This is a genomic window from Streptomyces aureoversilis (assembly GCF_042657885.1).
GTDB classification, from domain to species: Bacteria; Actinomycetota; Actinomycetes; order Streptomycetales; family Streptomycetaceae; genus Streptomyces; species Streptomyces aureoversilis.
Genome location: NZ_JBHSKJ010000033.1, coordinates 17,801 through 35,066, shown reverse-complemented (window position 1 = coordinate 35,066; position 17,266 = coordinate 17,801). Strand labels below are relative to the sequence as shown.

Genomic DNA, 17,266 nt, shown 5'->3' with positions numbered 1-17,266 from the left:
CCGTCGCTCCCCGCTCCACGATCCCCTCCTCCCGGTCGTCTATCCACACCGCTCCCACAATTCACTCCATTGGGCAGGCGCTCGGAGTGAACAGCGGGTGCGGAAGGGGGCGCGTTCGCGCGACGACCTGGTCCTGCCGATCATCCGCTGCCTACCGTCGGGGTAAGTGCACGGCGGGGAGGTTCGGCGGATGAACGGTCGGCGGACCGATGTGGACGAGTTCCTGGTACGCATCAGAGACCTCGCCGGGAGGCCGCGCGGTACGGGCTTCATCGCGGACGACCGCGGCACGATGATCACCAGCCATGAGGCCGTCGACGGCCTGGCGCGCCTGGTGCTGCTGGCCCCGGGCGACCGTACGTGCCTGGTGGGCGCCGAAGCGGTGACGGCCCTGCCGGGCTGCGACCTGGCGCTGGTGCGCACCGAGGGCCTCGGCGTGGCCCCCCTGCCCGTCGCCGCCGCGGAGCGCATCGAGGACGGGGCGAGCGTCCGGCTGCGGGCGGGGCACTGGCAGCGCGCCCAGGTCATCGGCGAGGCCCTCGTCACCTACACGGCCACGGACCGCTTCCACCTGCTCGACGCCGCCGTGGAGCTCTCCCTGGGCGAGCGGGACGGCCTGCGGCTGGGCGAGGAGGCCACCGGCGGCCCGGTCATCGACGCCCGTGCGGGGACAGTCGTCGCCGTCCTCGGTACCGCGCTCCATGCGGAGCGCCGCTCCGGAGGTTTCGCGATCCCGCTCCGTGCGGCGGCCGCGGCCTCCCCGGACGGCTCCCTTGCGGCCCTCCTGGAGCGCAATGCGGCCACCGTCCCCGCCTTCGGCCCCGACCTCAACCTCGCGGGCGCCCTCCAGCTGACGGCGACCTCCCTCGGGCCGATCATCACGGCGCGCGACTGGCGCGACCCCGTGGAGCGGCCGGAGATCGCCAGGGAGTTCACGCGCTTCCTGGATCCGGACGAGGAGACCGTGGGCTGCGCGGACGCCGATGCCGATGCTTCCGGGGGCGCCGACGACCGCATGCCGGAGGATGCCGACCGGCCGCCCGCCCCGGAACCGCCGCCCGACGAACCCGTCCCGGAACCCGGCTCCGCCCCGGGCGGCAGGGGAGGACCGGGCGCACTGGTGGTGACCGTCCCGGCGCGCGCCTGGCGCGGCACACCGGGCGGCGGCCCGGGCGGGCGCTGGATCGGGGACCTGCCCGGTGCGCACAATCCCGCCGACCTGCCGGAGCCCGGTGTGTCCCCGGCTCCGGATCCGCACGGCCCGGGCGGGCCGGGCGCCCCGGCCGCCCCGGACGACGCGGCGGACGGCCCCTCCGCGGCCGTTCTCGGCCTCGTGGGAGGCCCCGGGACGGGCCGCACGACGGAGCTCCTCTCGCTCGCCTCCCGGCGCGCACGGGGCCCCGAACCGGCCCCCACCCTCTGGCTGCGCGGCGCCGACCTGGAAGAGGGCGACAGCAGCCTGCGGGACGCGATCGCGCGAGCCCTCGCGGATGCCGCCCGGATCGTCACCGCCTCCGCCGGGGCGGCCGGCACGATGGGCGACCCGGCCGAGGCCACCCCGGAGGCCGTGGCCGCGCTGGGGCACCGCGTGGGGCGGCCCCTCCTCGTCGTCCTCGACGGCCCCGAGGAGGTCCCCCCGGTCCTCGCACACGCCCTGCCGGCCTGGACCGCGGCGACCGCCGAGTGGCTGGAGGAGACGTCCGCCCGGCTCGTCGTCGCCTGCCGCCCGGAGCACTGGGAGACGGCGGGCGACCTCTTCCCGCGCGCGGCGCTCCACGTGTCGACCTCATCGGCCACCCCGCGCAGCCTGCCGCCCTGCGTCAGCCTGACCGACCTCGGCCCTCTGCAGGCCGAGCGGGCCCGCGCCCTCTTCGGCATTCCGCCGGACGCCATCCACCAGGGGGACGCCGCCCACCCGCTCGCCCTCCGCCTGCTTTCCGAAGTGCGCGCCGCGCTCCCGGACGGCACCGCGCCGGGCGGCCGGGCGGGGGAGGAGGGGGCCCGGCCCCCCGATCGCTGGGACATCTTCTCCGCCTACCTGGACCTGGTCTGCCTGCGCATCGCCGTACGGCTGGCGGCGGGGCGCCGCCCCGCGCTGCGCGGCACGGCGGTGCGCAGGCTCGCCGCACGCGTGGCCGGGCAGGTGCACGAGGCGGCCCGGCGGTGCCTCGGCCCCGGGCAGGGCGAGCTGGAGCGCGAGGCCTTCGAAGAGCTCTTCCCGTGGCGCAACGGCTGGGCCTCCGCCGTCCTCACCGAGGGCCTGCTCGTCCCGGCCGGCACCGGCTACCGCTTCGCGCACGAGGAGTTCGCCGACTGGCTGCAGGGCGCCCACCTCGACCTCGACGCCGCCCTGCACACCCTCGTCCACCGCTGGTACGAGCCCGAGGGCGGCTCCGGTGAGCACGACGCCCGCCTGCCGTCGCGGCCGGGCGGGGGGCCCGCCATCGAGGGCCACGTGCCGCCGCCCCCCGGGTCGAGCCGCGCGCCGCGCTCGACGGCCGCGCGCCGCCGCAGCCGCCGCGCCGCCCGCCAGCGGGCCCGCAGGCCGCTGCCCGTGCCCCGCCACCGCATCGGCCCCGTGCTCCAGGCACTGCTCCTCCTGGCACGCCGCTCCGGCCCGGACGCGCTCGCGCGCCGGCTGGGCGCCCTGGTCGACGCGGTCGCCGCGCTCCCTCCGTCCGACTGGACAGGCGGTACGGACGACGAGCGCCGCCCCGTGCTGCCCGACCCCGCCTGGTGGGCGGCGCACCTCCTGGGGGAGACCCTCCTGCGCGTACCGGACGCCACGCCCTACCTGGGCGCCCTCCGGCTCCTCGCCGAGCGCCTCACGGCCCGCTCCCTGGCCCTGGGCGGCTTCGACAGCGGGGCGACGGGCTCCCTGGGCGGCCTGGCCGAATTCGGGCCCTGGTTCTGGCTGCGGCTGCCCCTCGGGCTCGCCGAGCGGCTGGACCTGCTGCGCCTGCTGCTCCCCGCCGACGCGCCGCCCCCCGGCCAGACCCCGTACCAGGCCCAGGCCCTGGAGAGCTCCTCCCCGGGCCCGGAGCAGCCCCGGCAGGCGCCCCAGCCGCCGCACACCGACCGCTTCCTGCCCGCCGTCATGACCGTCCTCGCCGAGGAGCCCTGCGCCGCGCAGGCCCTGCTGTGCCGCTGGTTCTCCGACGAGCGCCCCCTGCAGGCCGCCCCGTACGGCGATCACCTGAGGCTCACGGTCTCGACCGCCGCCCAGGTCCTGCTCCACACCCACCGGCACCGCGCCGTCGACGACCTCGCCGAAGCGCTCGTGGACGCCGCGCACCCGCGTGCCGACGAGCTCCTGGCCGCGCTCGCCGAGGACGAGCCGTCCGCCATCTGCCGGGCCGTGGACCGGTGGGCCCACGACGACCGCATCGAGCGGCACGTGGCGGCCGCCGCGTACGCCCTCAAGGCCGCCCGGCACGTCACCACGGCCGCCGACCGCGAGCTGCTGCGCTACTCGGCGCTCGCCCTGCTGGCCCGCCCCGCGGAGGGCGCCCTGCACGGCACCGCGCTCGCCCTCCTCATCCGCGACCAGGAGACGCGCGCCAAGCACCTCCAGCGGGCCCTCGCGCTCTTCGCCGCGTGCGACCCGCACCTGCCGGCCGGTGCCCTGGCCCCCGCCCTGACCACTCACCCCGAACCGGTCCTCGCGGCGTACCGCGCGCGGCTGTACGTACGCGGTGACGGGCCCGGGGACGTCCTGCGCACCCTCGCCGAGGTCACCACGCCCGCCCTCGCCCGGCGGGCCGCGGCCCTCGTCCAGGAGTACGTCGAGCACCACCCCGAGGGCGCCGGGCTCGCCGCCGCCTTCGTCGACCGCCGGCTCGAGGAGGGCCCCTCGGCCCGCTCCGTCCTCTTCCCGCTCGTCGTGCACCTGCTCAGCAGCCGCCCGCCCCAGGTGCGGCGTGCCCTGGCCCCGGTCCTGGCGTTCCCGGGTACGCCGCTGTCGCGTCCGCTGCGCCAGGAGCTGCTGGAGGTGCTGCTGGAGCGCGAGCAGTACGGGCCCTTCGAGCGCGACGTCACCGTCCTGGACGCCCTGCTGCGCGCGGTGGCGGCCGGCGCCGGGGAGCGCACCGAGGCCCGCACCCGGGACCTCGTGCACCGCACCGGTCTGCTCATGGCCCGCAGCCCCGAGGGCGCGGCCTGCTTCGACCGCCGCATGGTGCAGCTGTCCCGGGAGATCCCCGTCTTCGGGGAGCAGGTGCTCCGCTGGCTGCGTTCCGCGCCCGCGCAGTGGGCCGTCGTGGTCGGCCCGCGAGCGCGCATCAAGCTCACCGCCTGGGCGGGGCCGGACGGCCCCGTGGGCGCAGCGGACCCGTCGGGAGCGGCCGGCTCCCCTGACCTGACAGTCAGCGGACCGGCCGATGCGGGGCGCCGAGAACCGGCATGGCACTCTTAGTCCTGCGTAATCGACAGACAAAAGTTCGGGTTCGGGCGAGGAGCGGGCACAGTGCAGCGCTGGCGTGGCTTGGAGGACATCCCCCAGGACTGGGGGCGCAGCGTCGTCACCATCGGCTCGTACGACGGTGTGCACCGCGGGCACCAGCTGATCATCGGGCGGGCCGTGGAGCGGGCGCGCGAGCTCGGGGTGCCCTCGGTCGTGGTGACCTTCGACCCGCACCCGAGCGAGGTCGTGCGGCCGGGCAGCCACCCGCCGCTGCTGGCGCCGCACCACCGGCGCGCGGAGCTCATGGCCGACCTGGGCGTCGACGCCGTGCTGATCCTGCCGTTCACGGCGGAGTTCTCGAAGCTCTCGCCCGCCGACTTCGTGGTGAAGGTGCTCGTCGACAAGCTGCACGCCAAGCTCGTCGTGGAGGGCCCCAACTTCCGCTTCGGGCACCGTGCCGCGGGCACCGTCGACTTCCTGGCGGAGCTCGGTGCCACGTATGACTACGGCGTCGAGGTCGTCGACCTGTACGTGAGCGGCGAGGCGGGCGGCGGGCAGCCGTTCTCCTCCACGCTGACCCGGCGCCTGGTCGCCGAGGGCGACGTGGCGGGCGCGATGGAGATCCTCGGCCGCCCGCACCGCGTCGAGGGCGTCGTGGTCCGCGGCGCGCAGCGCGGCCGCGAACTCGGTTACCCCACGGCCAACGTGGAGACCCTGCCGCACACCGCGATCCCCGCCGACGGCGTCTACGCCGGCTGGCTCACCGCCGGCGGCGAGTCGATGCCCGCGGCCATCTCCGTCGGTACGAACGTGCAGTTCGACGCGACGGAGCGCACCGTCGAGGCGTACGCCATCGACCGGACCGACCTCGATCTCTACGGGCTCCACGCGGCCGTGGACTTCCTCGCGTACCTGCGCGGCATGGAGAAGTTCGAGTCCATCGAGGCGCTGCTGCTGTGCATGGCGGGCGATGTGAAGCGGGCGCGGGACCTGGTGACCGCACACGAGAAGACGGCGGCCTGACGGCTGCCGGAGGCGTCGGACGTACGTAAAAGGGGCCCCGTGCGGCGATTGCCGGACGGGGCCCCTTTTACGCGTGTCCGGGTGGCGGGGCGCCGGGCGCCCCGTGCGCGCTACTGCTGCGGGTAGCCGTAGCCGCCCGGCCGGCCCGGGTGCCCCTGCTGTCCCGGCGGGGAGTACGGGCCCGGCTGCTGCGGCTGCGCGCCGCCGTACGGGCCCTGCGGGGCGGCGTACGGGTGGTACGGCGAGGGGGCCGGCTGACCGGGCTGCGGGGCCTGCTCGGGGGAGTACTGGGCGGGCACAGGAGCGGCCGGGGCCGCCTGCTGCGGCTGCTGCTGCGGTGCCGGTTCTCCGCCCCATACGCCGCGCTGCTGCTGGGCCCGGGTGAAGTCCTCCGCCACCATGGCCGAGAGGTTGAAGTACGCCTCGCGGGTCTTCGGCCGCATCATCTCCAGGTCGACCTCGGCGCCGGTCGCCAGGTGCTCGTCGAACGGGACGACGACCACGCCGCGGCAGCGCTGCTCGAAGTGGGACACGATGTCCTCGACCTTGATCATCTTTCCGGTCTCGCGAACCCCCGAGATGACGGTGACGCTGCGGGAGACGAGCTCGGCGTAGCCGTGCGCATGGAGCCAGTCGAGCGTCGTGCTGGCGCTGCTCGCGCCGTCGACGGACGGCGTCGAGACGACGATCAGCTGGTCGGCGAGGTCGAGGACGCCGCGCATGGCGCTGTAGAGCAGACCGGTGCCCGAGTCCGTGAGGATGACCGGGTACTGGCGGCCGAGCAGGTCTATCGCACGCCGGTAGTCCTCGTCGTTGAAGGTCGTGGAGACCGCCGGGTCCACGTCGTTGGCGATGATCTCCAGTCCGGAGGGCGCCTGCGAGGTGTACCGGCGGATGTCCATGTAGCTGTGCAGGCTCGGGATCGCCGACACGAGGTCACGGATCGTCGCACCCGTCTCGCGCCGCACGCGGCGGCCCAGCGTGCCCGCGTCGGGGTTGGCGTCGATCGCGAGGATCTTGTCCTGGCGCTCGCTGGCGAGCGTCGCACCGAGGGCGGTGGTCGTGGTCGTCTTGCCGACACCGCCCTTGAGGCTGATGACGGCGATCCGGTAGCAGGAGAGGACGGGCGTGCGGATCAGCTCCAGCTTGCGCTGCCGCTCCGCCTCCTCCTTCTTCCCCCCGAACTTGAACCGCGGAGTGGCGATCTGCTTCTTCGGCTTCGGCTTGTTGCGCAGCAGCCGCTCCGAGGACAGCTCCATGGAAGCGGTGAACCCCAGCGGGGCCCCGTGCACGGACCGCTGCCGCTGCTCCGGCGTCACCGTGGGCCAGCCGCCGGCGCGCGGGTCGGCGGGCACTCCGCCCTGCCCGCCGTCCCCGGCAGGCGGCAGGGCGCCGTCGGAGTACGGGGATTGGGCGTACGGGTACGGGGCGGGTGCAGGGGCGGGTGCCGCAGCCGCCTCGTGCGCGCCCGTGGGGCCCGGCTGGGCCTGCACAGCCGGCGGCAGCGCGGGAGAACCGTCGAAGGGGCTCTGGGCGTGCGGGAATTGCTGAGGATCGGCCTGGGGCGCAGGGGCCGGGGACTGCTGGGGGTCGGGGTGCGGGAGGCCGTCGAAGGCCGGCGGCACCGGGGCCCCGTGCGTCTCGGGGCGCGGGGCACCGTCGAGCGCAGGAGGCGCGGGCGCGTGGGGCGCAGGGGCCTCCGGGCGCGGGTAACCGTAACCGCCCTGCGGTGCCGGGACGTTCGGCGCATGAGGCGCGGCGGCCCCCTGCGGCGAGGGGACGGCGTCCTGCGCCGGCGGAAGGGCGGGAACGGCCTGCTGCGGCTGCGCCTGGGGCGCCGGGACGGCCTGGGGCGCCGGAGCCGGCGCAGGGACGGCCGCCCCGTGCGCGTCGGGCCGCGGGTATCCGTAGCCGTCCTGCGGGGCAGGAGCAGCCGCGTACGGGGCAGGGGGCGCGCTGTCGGGCGCGGCGTGGGCACCGGGCTGCGGGGAGCCGTCGAGCGGCGGCGGCACGGGCGCCCCGTGCGCGTCCGGGCGCGGGTACCCGTAGCCGCCCTGCGGCGCCGGGGGGTTGAGCGCGGGCGGCACGGGGGCGCCCTGGGCTTCGGGCTGCGGGAAGGGCGAAGCCGGCGGGTGGGGCGTCGGCGTCAGGCCGTTCGGCGGGACGGGGGCAGCGGCGGCCCCATGCGTCGCCGACGGCGGCTCCGCGGGCGCCTGCTGCGCCTCAGGGACGGCAGGCACGGCGGAACCGCCCTGCTGGGCCGCGGCGTACGGGCCCGGGGCGGGCGGGAAGCCCTGCGGCGGCATGGGGGGAGGCGCAGGCAGCTCGGCAGGCTGCTGCGCGTCCGGCACCGGAGCCGCGGGGGCGAAGTTCGGCGGGAGAGGAGGCAGCGCGGCCTGGGGCACCGGCGGCGGGGCCCACGCGGCCGCCTGCGCGTCCTGTGCCGCTTCCGCCGGCTCCTCGTCCGCACGCCCGGCGACCCTGTCGCGCAGCGCGGCGGCGGAGAACCGCATGGTGCCCTCGGGGCGCGGGGCCGTGTGCCCGGCCTCGGAGGCCGCGTCCGCGCCTTCGGAAGCAGGCGCGGCCCCGGAGCCGTTCCCGGATGCCGCGTACGAGCCCTCCGCGGGGCCCTCTCCGGCCTTCTGGTCGTCAGCAGGGGCGTCGGCGACGGGAGAAGCGCTTTCGTCCTCCGTGCGGCCCGTAACGGCGTCGAGGCGGTTCCCCGCGTCGGAGCCCGTGCCGGCACCGTGCTCCGGCCCCGGCCCGGTGACCGGCTCGGCGCGGGTCTCGTGCCCGGCCGCGGCGTCCGCGTCACCCGGGGTACCGGTGGCGCCCTGTCCCGCGACACCGTCGGCTGCCTTCGCGCCCTCCGCGTCGGCGGTCATCGCGCTCGGCACGGAGGCGGCTTCGCCGCCCCGTGCCGCGATCTCGTCCTGCAGCGCCGTCGCGGAGAACCGCATCGTGGCAGGGCTCTGCACCCCGCCCGTCGCAGCGGTCTCCCCGGAAGCCGTCTCCGCCCGGTCGCTCCGCGCCTCGGCCGCCGCGGACGGCATCCCGAGCGGTTCACCCGAAGGCGGGGGAGGGGTGGGCTGCTGGGCGTCACCTCCGGCACCGCCCGGGCCCGCCGTGGCAGCCGCTGCGGAAGAGGCGTTCTGTGTGTACCAGGCAGGTGGCGTGTAGTCGATGGTGAACTCGCCCATGGTGTCGGGCTCGTGATCGTGACCGGCGTCGGACCGGTCCCCGCCGGCTGCGGACCCGCCTGCGCGGATCTCGTCCCGATCGCTGCTCACATTGCCTCCTGGTGTGGTCTAGCGCCCATGAAATGCCTGTCGGGCCCGACCGTTCCCGTCGTCCGACCGCCCGGGTCTCCCCCGTTTGCGACAGGGGAGGCCGATGAGGTCCCCCGTCCGTACACCTGCCCAGCCTAATCGTCATACGCACCGCCGGGGCAGGGCCGCCCCCACACCACCGGCCGCCCCGCGCGCCGCCCCCGACGCCGGGCGGGGGCAACCGGACCGTTGGGGCGCAGGAGGCGGGTGGTACAAAGATTTCCCGCTCGAGTGTCACAACAGCGCGGGATCCGCGCCCGATTCGCTCCTTTCCGGCGGAATAGCCCATGCGTTTCCCCCGGATCGCGGGGGGAGGCAGATCGCGCGACGGGCCCGCACCCAAGAGGTATGCGCTGATGGTCCAGCCGCCCCCGCCCCCGTCGATGCCGCCGAACCAGCCGCCGGAGGACGGCTCCGGCGCACCGCAGGACCCGGCAGCGAACGCTCCGCAGCAGCCGCAGCAGCCGCAGCAGCCGCAGCAGCCGCAGCAGCAGCCGCACGAGGCCCCCGCCACGTCTCCCGCCCAGGCCCCCGCGAACTCCCCGGCTCCGGTTCCCGCCGCGCTTGCGGCCCCGGCCCCGGCCACGCCTCCCGCTCAGCCGTCGGCCCCGCCTCAGGCCCCGCCGTCCTTCCAGCCTCCGGCGGCTCCTCCCGTGCCGCCTCCGCCCGGTTCTCCCCCCGCGCAGCCCGCATGGGGCGGCGGCCCCGCGGCGCCCGGCGGCCCCGCCCCGGCCGCTCCGTACCCGTACCCGTCGCCGAACGCGAACCCGTACGCGCAGCAGCCCGGCCCCTACGGCGCCTACCCGCCCCAGGGGCAGCCCTTCGGCGCCCCGCCGCCCGCCGGGCCCCCTGCAGGGGGAGCGGACAAGAAGCGGACGGCCGTCGTCATAGGCGCGGCCGTCGCCGTGCTCCTCGCGGCAGGAGGCGGCGTATGGGCCTTGACCGGCCGCGGCGACGAACCGCGCCCGCCGAAGGCCTCCGGCAGTGCCTCACCCGGCAAAAAGGAGGTCACCGGCCGCGACGACAGCGGCGGTACGGCCGGGCCGCGCGACGGCGGTGACAGCGACCCCAACGACGGCCGCCAGGCCGGCGAGGCCAAGATCCTCATCAACCAGAACGGACCCCAGGTCGAGCGTGCGGGGTCCGCAGTGCCCGGGGTGTGGGCGTTCGGCGACTACATCGTCAAGACCGTTCAGGAGAAGGTCGTCGCCTACTCCACCTCCGACGGCAAGGAGAAGTGGTCCGTCGCCCTGCCCAAGAGGATCTGCGCGGCGCCCGCGCACGTCACGGACGACGGCAAGGTCGTGGTGGCCTACGAAGCCGACACGAAGGACACCTGCGGCCATTACGCGATGCTCGACCTCAAGGAGGGCAAGAAGGGCTGGGACAAGCCGATCCCCAAGTCGGGCGGCTTCGCCGAGAGCTTCATCGGCCTGGACATGGCCCTCAGCGGCAACGCGGTCGCGGCGGCGTGGTTCGGCGGCTCCGGCATGCTCAGGGTGAGCGACGGGGAGCCCGTCCCCACCCCGGAGCTCGAGGCGGGCTGCTCCGTGGACGGATTCGCGGGCGGCAAGGCGATGCTGCGCTCGTGGCGGTGCGTCAGCGACCAGACCTCGCACATCGAGAAGCTCGACACCTCCACCGGCAAGCCCGTGTGGACGTACGACGGCCGCAAGGGCCTGGAGACCAAGAAGATCTACTCCAGCGAGCCGGCCGTCGTCTCCCTCCTGTCCGAGGACAAGAAGAGCGGCGGCGTCATCACCCTCAAGGACGGCAAGGAGCGCTCGGTCATCGACCTCGGCAAGGAGACGTACGCGCCGACCTGCGGTCTGTCGATCATGGGACACGACCTCGGCGGCTGCCAGGGCGTCGCCGCGACCGACGACACCCTCTACCTGCCGACCGGCGGCGAGGACAGCTACTCGACCGGCAACGAGATCCACGCCTTCGACCTCGACACCGGCAAGCGCAAGTGGGCGTCGAAGAAGAGCAAGCCCGAGCTCATGCCGCTCCGGGCGGAGGGCGACAAGGTCTTCGCGTACCGGAAGCCGTCGTACGACAGGGCGGGCGCCGTCGTGAGCATCGGCTCCGACGGCGACCCGAAGGTCGTGCTGCAGGCTCCGAAGGCCACCATGAACGCCGAGAACCTGTTCTTCAGCGCGAGGTACCTGTACGAGGGGGACCGCCTCATCATCGCCACCACGCGTCTGTCGGGCAGCAGTTCCGAAGGGACGGAAGCCAACAAGCTGCTCCTCGCCTTCGGCAAGGGCTGACGGCCCGCCGGACTCCTGCGAGTGAACGGGGCGCGCACCACGAGGTGTGCGCCCCGCCTGTGCACGTTCGTGCAGCCGGCCCGCCGCTCTGCGCAGCCGACGCCTGCCCCGCCGGTACCGCGCAGCCGACGCCTGCCCCGCCGGTACCGCGCAGCCGACGCCTGCCCCGGCAGGTACCGCGCAGCCGGTCAGTCCATGCGGCGCGGGGCGCCCAGCAGCCGCGTCTCGGCGTCCGTCGCCCGCACGTCGACGTACGTCCACGACCGCCGGGCGCACCACAACGTCACCGTCTCCGGGAGCGCGGGCAGCGCCTCGACGTCGGCCTGCGGCAGCCCGAGGAGGCGGCCGAGCTGCTGCGCCTCCTCCGGCGAGACCCGCTGCACGCCGACCAGATCCGCGCTGCCCAGCAGACGCGGCGCATCCGGCCCCAGGTAGGGCAGCAGGGTCAGGACGGACTGCCAGGGCGCGGTCACGACCCGGCCGCGGGGCGGCCGGGCGCCGCAGTCGCGCACGACCAGGACGGGCGCGTGCACCGACGGGCCTTGCGGAGGCACCCGTCCTACGTCGTGCAGGGTCACGCACTGCTGCCCGCCGTTGGCGGCCTGCGCGAGCGGGCTCCACAGAGGGCGGCGGCCGGTCTCCACGGCTACCCGGGCGCCCGTGCCGACGGTCCGCAGGGCGATGACCTGCGCCGTCCAGGCGCCGCCGATCAGGACGGCGTCGAACGGCGTGGGGCGGGCCAGGCCGAGGACGGCCGGCGCCTCCTGCGGGTCGGTGCCGATGACCACACCGTCGTCACCGACGGGCAGCGCCAGCGCCTCGTACTCCTCGGGTGCGAGCTCGTGCCGCCCCCGCCGCGGCCCGAACAGCCCGAGACCGAAGCGCGGCCGCCCGGCGCCGGTCCCGGGCGCGCTCCCGGGCCCCGGCGAAGGCGTCGAGGTGATCGTCACCGCGCACCTCCCAGCGGCAGAGTGGCGAGCATGCCGGGGACCTGCTCGTGGTCGAGCCGTACCAGGCCGGTCTTCACGGAGCGGGCCGCCCGCTCCAGCTCCCGCCCCGTCGCCGCCAGTTCGTCGGCGCTGCGGCCGGTGACGCGGACGTGCGTCGTCAGCGTCGGCGCATGGCGCCCGTTCCTCAGGCGGCCCCGTGCCAGCGTCAGGCTCAGCGTCGTCGACAGCGCCGGCAGCGAGGTGAGCAGGGCGGCGAGCTGCGGCAGAGGAGTGGCCCCCGGCCCGAGCTGCGGCCAGCGTGCGACCCAGTACGTCGTGTGCCAGCGGTCGTCGCACCGCAGCGCCCGGGCGCTCTCCAGCGTCCGCCGTACGGGCGCGGCCGTGCGCGCGGCCTGCGCGGAGGCCACCGGATTGACGTTCGCGGCCGTGGATATCGCGGCCGTCAGCTCGTCCTCCGAAAGCAGCGCCGCCCGGAACCCGGCCCCCTGCAGCCGGCCCGCCAACTGGTCGGCCACCCGCACCACGCAGCGGCCGGCCCCCTCCTCGCCCCCTCCGCGCGCCTCGACGGCCTCCGGGCACAGCTCCGGGTCGAGCTTCAGCGCCACCCACGTCGTCCGGACCGCAGGAGCGCCCGACAGGGCCTGCAACGGTGCGTAGTTCCGTGCGGCCAGGGAATCGGCGGGCAGGTGCGGGGCGGGCGCCGGCAGGGTGCTCTGCACCACCTGCACGGACTCCAGTCGGATGCCGTCGACGTCCAAGGCGTCCCGCAGCAGGGCCAGCGGCAGCGCCTTCTCGGCCCGCAGGGGGCGCAGCGGGGCGTCCACGGCATCGATGCGCAGGACCGCCGACACGAACGTCCCGTCACCGACCAGGCCGACGCCGCGCTGCTGCCCGCGGTCCGTGAAGCTGGCGGTCCGCAGAGCCGGTTCGCACTCCACGACCGGTGCCATCGCCGGATCCGTGCCCGCATCCGCCGGTGCCGCCCGGCGGGCGCGGCCGCGGAGCGCCACCGAGGCCGCCAGGGACTCCGCCACCGGCCGCTGTCCCCGGTGGAACAGCGCGAGCGACACCAGCACCACGGCCACCACGACGGCGGGCGCCAGCAGCGCCGGCCCGGCCGGCCAGGCGAGCAGCACCAGCGCCACGGCGACCTCGGCCAGCACCAGCTGCTGCAGCCGCACCGGCCCGGCCCTTCCGCCCCGCGCCACCGCGCGGGGGGCGGCCACGCCCGCCCCGGGAACGGCACTTCCCGGCGCCCGTACGCGCGTTGCGGCACCCATGCCTGTCACAGCCCCCTCAGCCGTCGCCGGCCGCATCCGCGGCCGGACGGGAAGTACGGATCAGCACCGGGCCCTGACGGACCTGTTGATCCCTACCGGCATAGTAGGGGTCCGGTACGACAACCGGACCGAGCGCAGTACCTGTCGACCGGCGCCGAGAGCAGGGGAGAAGCGGCTACACATGGCATCACGGCGGGATGAGCTCAACGCCTACGTCTTCGCGCGGAAGCGAACGGTCGCAGCGTTCCTGCAGCCTTCGCCCCACGGCACGGAGGAGGGGGCGCCGCGCCCCCTGCGCGCCGTCCTGCCGGGCCTCGTCGCCGGGGCGGTGCTGATCGCGGGCTTCGGCGCCTGGGGCATGTTCAGGCCGACCGCGCCGAAGGGCTGGGACGACGAAGCCGCGCACGTCATCGTCGGCAGCGAGTCCACCACCCGCTACGTCGTCCTGACGACGGACAGGAAGAAGCAGCTGCACCCCGTCCTGAACTTCGCCTCCGCGAAGCTGCTCCTCACCCCCGAGAAGTCCTCCGTCATCAAGGTGAAGGAGGCGGAGCTCGACAACGGCCGCATCCCGCGCGGCCCGACGCTCGGCATCCCCTACGCACCCGACCGCATGCCCGGACCCGGCGAGGCGGGCAAGCAGAAGCACTGGGCCGTCTGCGAACAGCCCGGTGCGGGCGGAAGGACCACCCAGAAGGCCGTCTTCCTGTTCGCCGGACGCGATCCCAAGCTGAAGAAGCTCACGGGCGAGCAGCGCCTGCGCGGCGACCAGGCGCTCTACGTGCAGGGCCCGGACGGAGCCCGCTACCTCGTCGACCCGCGGGGCACCAAGTACCTGCTCGGCGGCGCCGACTGGAAGTCCGCCGACCCCTCCGAGCACAACCTGCTGCTCCGCTCCGTCTTCAACGACGGAGCCAGGCCGCAACCCGTCACCAAGGACTGGCTGGAGACCTTCCACGACGGCGCGCCCATCGTCTTCCCCGAGACCGGCGGCGACATCGGAGCGGACGCGGGCGTGGGCACCCTGCCCGCCAAGGCCGGCCGCGTCGGCACGGTCCTCGAAGCGCCCACCGGCAACGGCACGCAGAACTACGTCGTGCTGCCCGGCAAGGTCCAGCGCGTCTCGCCGCTCGTCGCGAAGCTGCTCCTCAACAGCAGGAAGCTGGCCCCGCTCAACCAGGCCGGCGTGCCCGAGCGGGTGAGCGCGGCCGCCTTCACCCCGGCGGACGACGAGTTCTACGGGCAGTACCGCTGGCCCTCCCAGGTGCCCCGGCAGGCCAACTTCATTGGACCCTCCAACGACACTCACCACACCGTGTGCAGCATCTTCAGCGGCATGTCCGCCGGAGGCACCCCCGAACTCGCCACCTGGGCCGGCGACGACTACCCGGCGACCATCCCCGACGGCGCCACCAGCGCGTACGTCACCCCGGGCTCCGGCCTCCTCTACCGCCAGGTCACGGGGCGCCAGACCAACAGCGGGCCGGTCTTCCTCGTCACCGACACCGGACTGCGCTACGCCGTGCAGTCCAACAACGACAGCGGCACGGGCAAGTCGAAGATCGGCGAGAAGGCGACGCCCTCGGCGGGCCCGGACGGCTCGTCCGACTCCGCCCGCGCGGCGGACGGGACCGGGCCGGGAGCGGGAGCCGCAGGCCGGGCCGAATCCGACCAGGCCCGCACCAGGCTCGGCTACGGAAGCGTGAACCCCCTGCCCGTACCCGCGAACTGGTCGCAGTTCCTGCCGACCGGACCGCGCCTGGACACCAACAGCGCCCGGCAGCCACAGGGGTCGTGAACCGGTCATGAGACAGCTGATGCCACGCACGACGGGACAGCCGATGCCGCGCACGACGACAGTGCTCAACGCCGCCCTGGCGGCGGTCCTCGCAGCCGCTGCGGCGGCCGCGCCCGGGAGTGTGCCCGCGCCCGCACCTGCACCGGTGGCGGCGTCCGGCCCGGTCCCCTCGCCCGCCCCTGCGCTCCCCGCCCCGGTGACGTCGTCCGCCGCCGTGCACCTGGACGGCAGCGGCGAGTGCACCTACCCCGCCAAGACCATCAAGGGCACCCCTTGGTCGCTCCAACGGATCCTCCTCGACCGGCTCTGGCAGGACACCAAGGGCCGGGACAGTGCGGGCCGGCCGGTTCGCGTCGCCGTCATCGACTCGGGCGTCGACGTCCGGAACCCGCAGCTCAAGGGCGCCGTCGACGTCGAGAGCGGCGCCGACCTGCTCACGGGCATGGCGGAAGCGGCAGCGGAGGCGGCGGCCAGGGGCGGGACGGGCGTGAGGGCGAACGCCAAGGACGCGCCCCAGGCACCCGGCCCCGCGCCGTCGCCCGGCCCCTCGGACGGGGGGAAGGACGGGAAGACGGACGGGGACCGCAAGAAGGCGGGGGACAGGAGCACGCCGAAGCCCGGAGCGCCGTCCGGGTCCCCGTCCGGGGAGAAGGATGGGACCGGGAAGCCGGAGAAGTCCGCGGAGCCGAGCCCGTCGAGGAGCCCGGAGAAGAGCCCCGACAAGCCCCCGGAGGGGAAACCGGAGAAGGAGCCCGAGAAGCCGAAGCCCGACCCCACCCTCGACCTGGTGGGACACGGCACCAAGGTGGCCGGCATCATCGCCGCCCGCCCGTCCCCCGGCAGCGGGTTCGTCGGCATCGCACCCGAGTCGGTCATCATCCCGATCCGCCAGAACGACGAGAAGGGCACGGGCACGTCCCGGACCCTGGCGCAGGGCATCGGCCTGGCCGTCGCCGCGGGAGCGCGCGTCATCAACATCTCCCAGGACACGACGAAGGCCCTGGAGCACGACTCCGACCTCGAACGTGCCGTGAAGGAAGCCCTGGAGAAGGACGTCGTCGTCGTGGCCTCGGCGGGCAACGACGGCCTCGGCGGCGACGTCAAGGCGACCTACCCCGCCGCGTACAAGGGCGTCCTCGCCGTCGGCGCCTCCGACCGCAACAACGAGCGCGCCTCCTTCTCGCAGCCCGGCGAGTTCGTCGGCGTCGCCGCGCCCGGCGTCGAGATGGTCTCCACCGTCCCGCTGGGCGGCCAGTGCGTCGACAACGGCACCAGCTTCTCCGCCCCGTACGTGGCCGGGGTCGCCGCCCTCATCCGCGCCAAGCACCCCGACTGGAAGCAGCACCAGGTCGTCGCCCAGATCGAGCAGACGGCGGAGCGCGTCACCAAGGACCACGACCCCTACATCGGCTGGGGGGTCGTCGACCCGGTCCGCGCCCTCACGGACGACGCGCACCCCGTCGACCGCGTCACCCCGGCCGGGCCCGGGGCGCGCAGCGTCCGGGCCCCCTCCGTGGCCCCCCTGGCCGTGGGCGAGTCGCCGCAGCAGCGGCAGGAACGGCTCGCGACGTACGCGCTCGGCGGCGCGGCCGTCCTCGTGGCCACGATCGCCGGAGCGGCCGTCGTGGGGCGGGAGCACCGCCGGCGCCGGGCGCAGCGCGGTCTGTGAGCGCATCAAAGTGCCCGGATGTGTGCGTAGTTGGGGCGTGCACTCAGAGTGGTTAGAGTGACATTCGGCGCCTTTCGCGGGCGTGGCAGACAACGGCCCTCGGGGGGAAAGGCGGAACATGTCGGAGAACGGCAGGCAGAAGGTCAGTGACGAGGCGTTCAAGGCCTTCACGGACGCCATCGACAAGACCAGTTCACACTTCTCGGCGAACCTTCGCCAGCTGGCGAACGTCATCGCCACCCTGGACGGCGGCTCCTCGTGGAAGGGCGAGGCACACAGCGCCTTCCGCAAGGCGCAGAGTGACCTCAACGACGACCACGACCGGGTGCGCCGCATGATCGACCGCGTGCGTGAGGCCGTCGTCCTGACGCACCGTGCCTCGGGCGCGACCGACGCGGAGATCGCCGCCCAGATGAAGGGCGTCGACATCGGTGGCGGAGGCGCCGCACCCGCTTCCGCCTCTGCGCCCGCCGCCGGAGCCCCCGGGGCGCCCTCCAGCGGGATCGACAACTACTGATCCGGCCGGGCACTCGTGCCCGCCA

General features: G+C 75.2%; 9 protein-coding genes. 6 read left to right on the top strand and 3 right to left on the bottom strand.

Translation table 11 applies throughout. The features are described from left to right. Positions 1-190 precede the first annotated feature (190 nt). Both ACFPP6_RS34870 and ACFPP6_RS34865 read left to right on the top strand, forming a co-directional pair. Complete coding sequence (locus ACFPP6_RS34870) at positions 191-4,414, top strand: serine protease (RefSeq protein WP_382050791.1); 4,224 nt, start codon at positions 191-193, stop codon at positions 4,412-4,414. A 51-nt stretch (positions 4,415-4,465) separates the two neighbouring features. Continuing rightward, positions 4,466-5,425: a bifunctional riboflavin kinase/FAD synthetase gene (locus ACFPP6_RS34865; protein WP_382050789.1), complete on the top strand. Its 960-nt coding sequence runs from the start codon at positions 4,466-4,468 to the stop codon at positions 5,423-5,425. 110 nt (positions 5,426-5,535) lie between these two features. Here the strand turns inward: ACFPP6_RS34865 and ACFPP6_RS34860 are convergent, their stop codons facing one another. Continuing rightward, on the bottom strand, positions 5,536-8,715 hold the full coding sequence (locus ACFPP6_RS34860) for an SCO5717 family growth-regulating ATPase (RefSeq protein WP_382050787.1): 3,180 nt from the start codon (positions 8,713-8,715) through the stop codon (positions 5,536-5,538). A gap of 395 nt (positions 8,716-9,110) precedes the next feature. On the opposite strand from ACFPP6_RS34860, the gene ACFPP6_RS34855 reads away from it, so the two are divergent. Then, on the top strand, positions 9,111-11,027 hold the full coding sequence (locus tag ACFPP6_RS34855; RefSeq protein ID WP_382050785.1) for an outer membrane protein assembly factor BamB family protein: 1,917 nt from the start codon (positions 9,111-9,113) through the stop codon (positions 11,025-11,027). Between the two features lie 188 nt (positions 11,028-11,215). Here the strand turns inward: ACFPP6_RS34855 and ACFPP6_RS34850 are convergent, their stop codons facing one another. Beyond that, positions 11,216-11,977: a hypothetical protein gene (locus ACFPP6_RS34850; RefSeq protein WP_382050783.1), complete on the bottom strand. Its 762-nt coding sequence runs from the start codon at positions 11,975-11,977 to the stop codon at positions 11,216-11,218. Further along, entirely contained in the window at positions 11,974-13,257 is a 1,284-nt protein-coding gene (gene eccE / locus ACFPP6_RS34845) for a type VII secretion protein EccE (protein WP_382050781.1), read from the bottom strand. Before eccE ends, ACFPP6_RS34850 begins: the two co-directional genes overlap by 4 nt. Before the next feature lie 181 nt (positions 13,258-13,438). On the opposite strand from eccE, the gene eccB reads away from it, so the two are divergent. The 3 genes from eccB to ACFPP6_RS34830 all read left to right on the top strand — a co-directional run bounded on the left by eccB (position 13,439) and on the right by ACFPP6_RS34830 (position 17,241). After that, on the top strand, positions 13,439-15,055 hold the full coding sequence (eccB, locus tag ACFPP6_RS34840; protein WP_382050779.1) for a type VII secretion protein EccB: 1,617 nt from the start codon (positions 13,439-13,441) through the stop codon (positions 15,053-15,055). A 259-nt stretch (positions 15,056-15,314) separates the two neighbouring features. Beyond that, the gene (gene mycP, locus ACFPP6_RS34835) at positions 15,315-16,724 is read left to right on the top strand and encodes a type VII secretion-associated serine protease mycosin (protein WP_417802608.1); all 1,410 of its coding nucleotides are present in this window, start codon (positions 15,315-15,317) and stop codon (positions 16,722-16,724) included. 118 nt (positions 16,725-16,842) lie between these two features. Then, entirely contained in the window at positions 16,843-17,241 is a 399-nt protein-coding gene (locus ACFPP6_RS34830; RefSeq protein ID WP_382050775.1) for a WXG100 family type VII secretion target, read from the top strand. Positions 17,242-17,266: the final 25 nt, after the last annotated feature.

Coding starts and splice junctions, on each gene's coding strand:
- ACFPP6_RS34870 (WP_382050791.1), top strand. CDS start 191: ATGAACGGTCGGCGGACCGATGTGGACGAGTTCCTGGTACGCATCAGA.
- eccE (WP_382050781.1), bottom strand. CDS start 13,257: ATGGGTGCCGCAACGCGCGTACGGGCGCCGGGAAGTGCCGTTCCCGGG.
- eccB (WP_382050779.1), top strand. CDS start 13,439: ATGGCATCACGGCGGGATGAGCTCAACGCCTACGTCTTCGCGCGGAAG.
- ACFPP6_RS34830 (WP_382050775.1), top strand. CDS start 16,843: ATGTCGGAGAACGGCAGGCAGAAGGTCAGTGACGAGGCGTTCAAGGCC.
- ACFPP6_RS34855 (WP_382050785.1), top strand. CDS start 9,111: ATGGTCCAGCCGCCCCCGCCCCCGTCGATGCCGCCGAACCAGCCGCCG.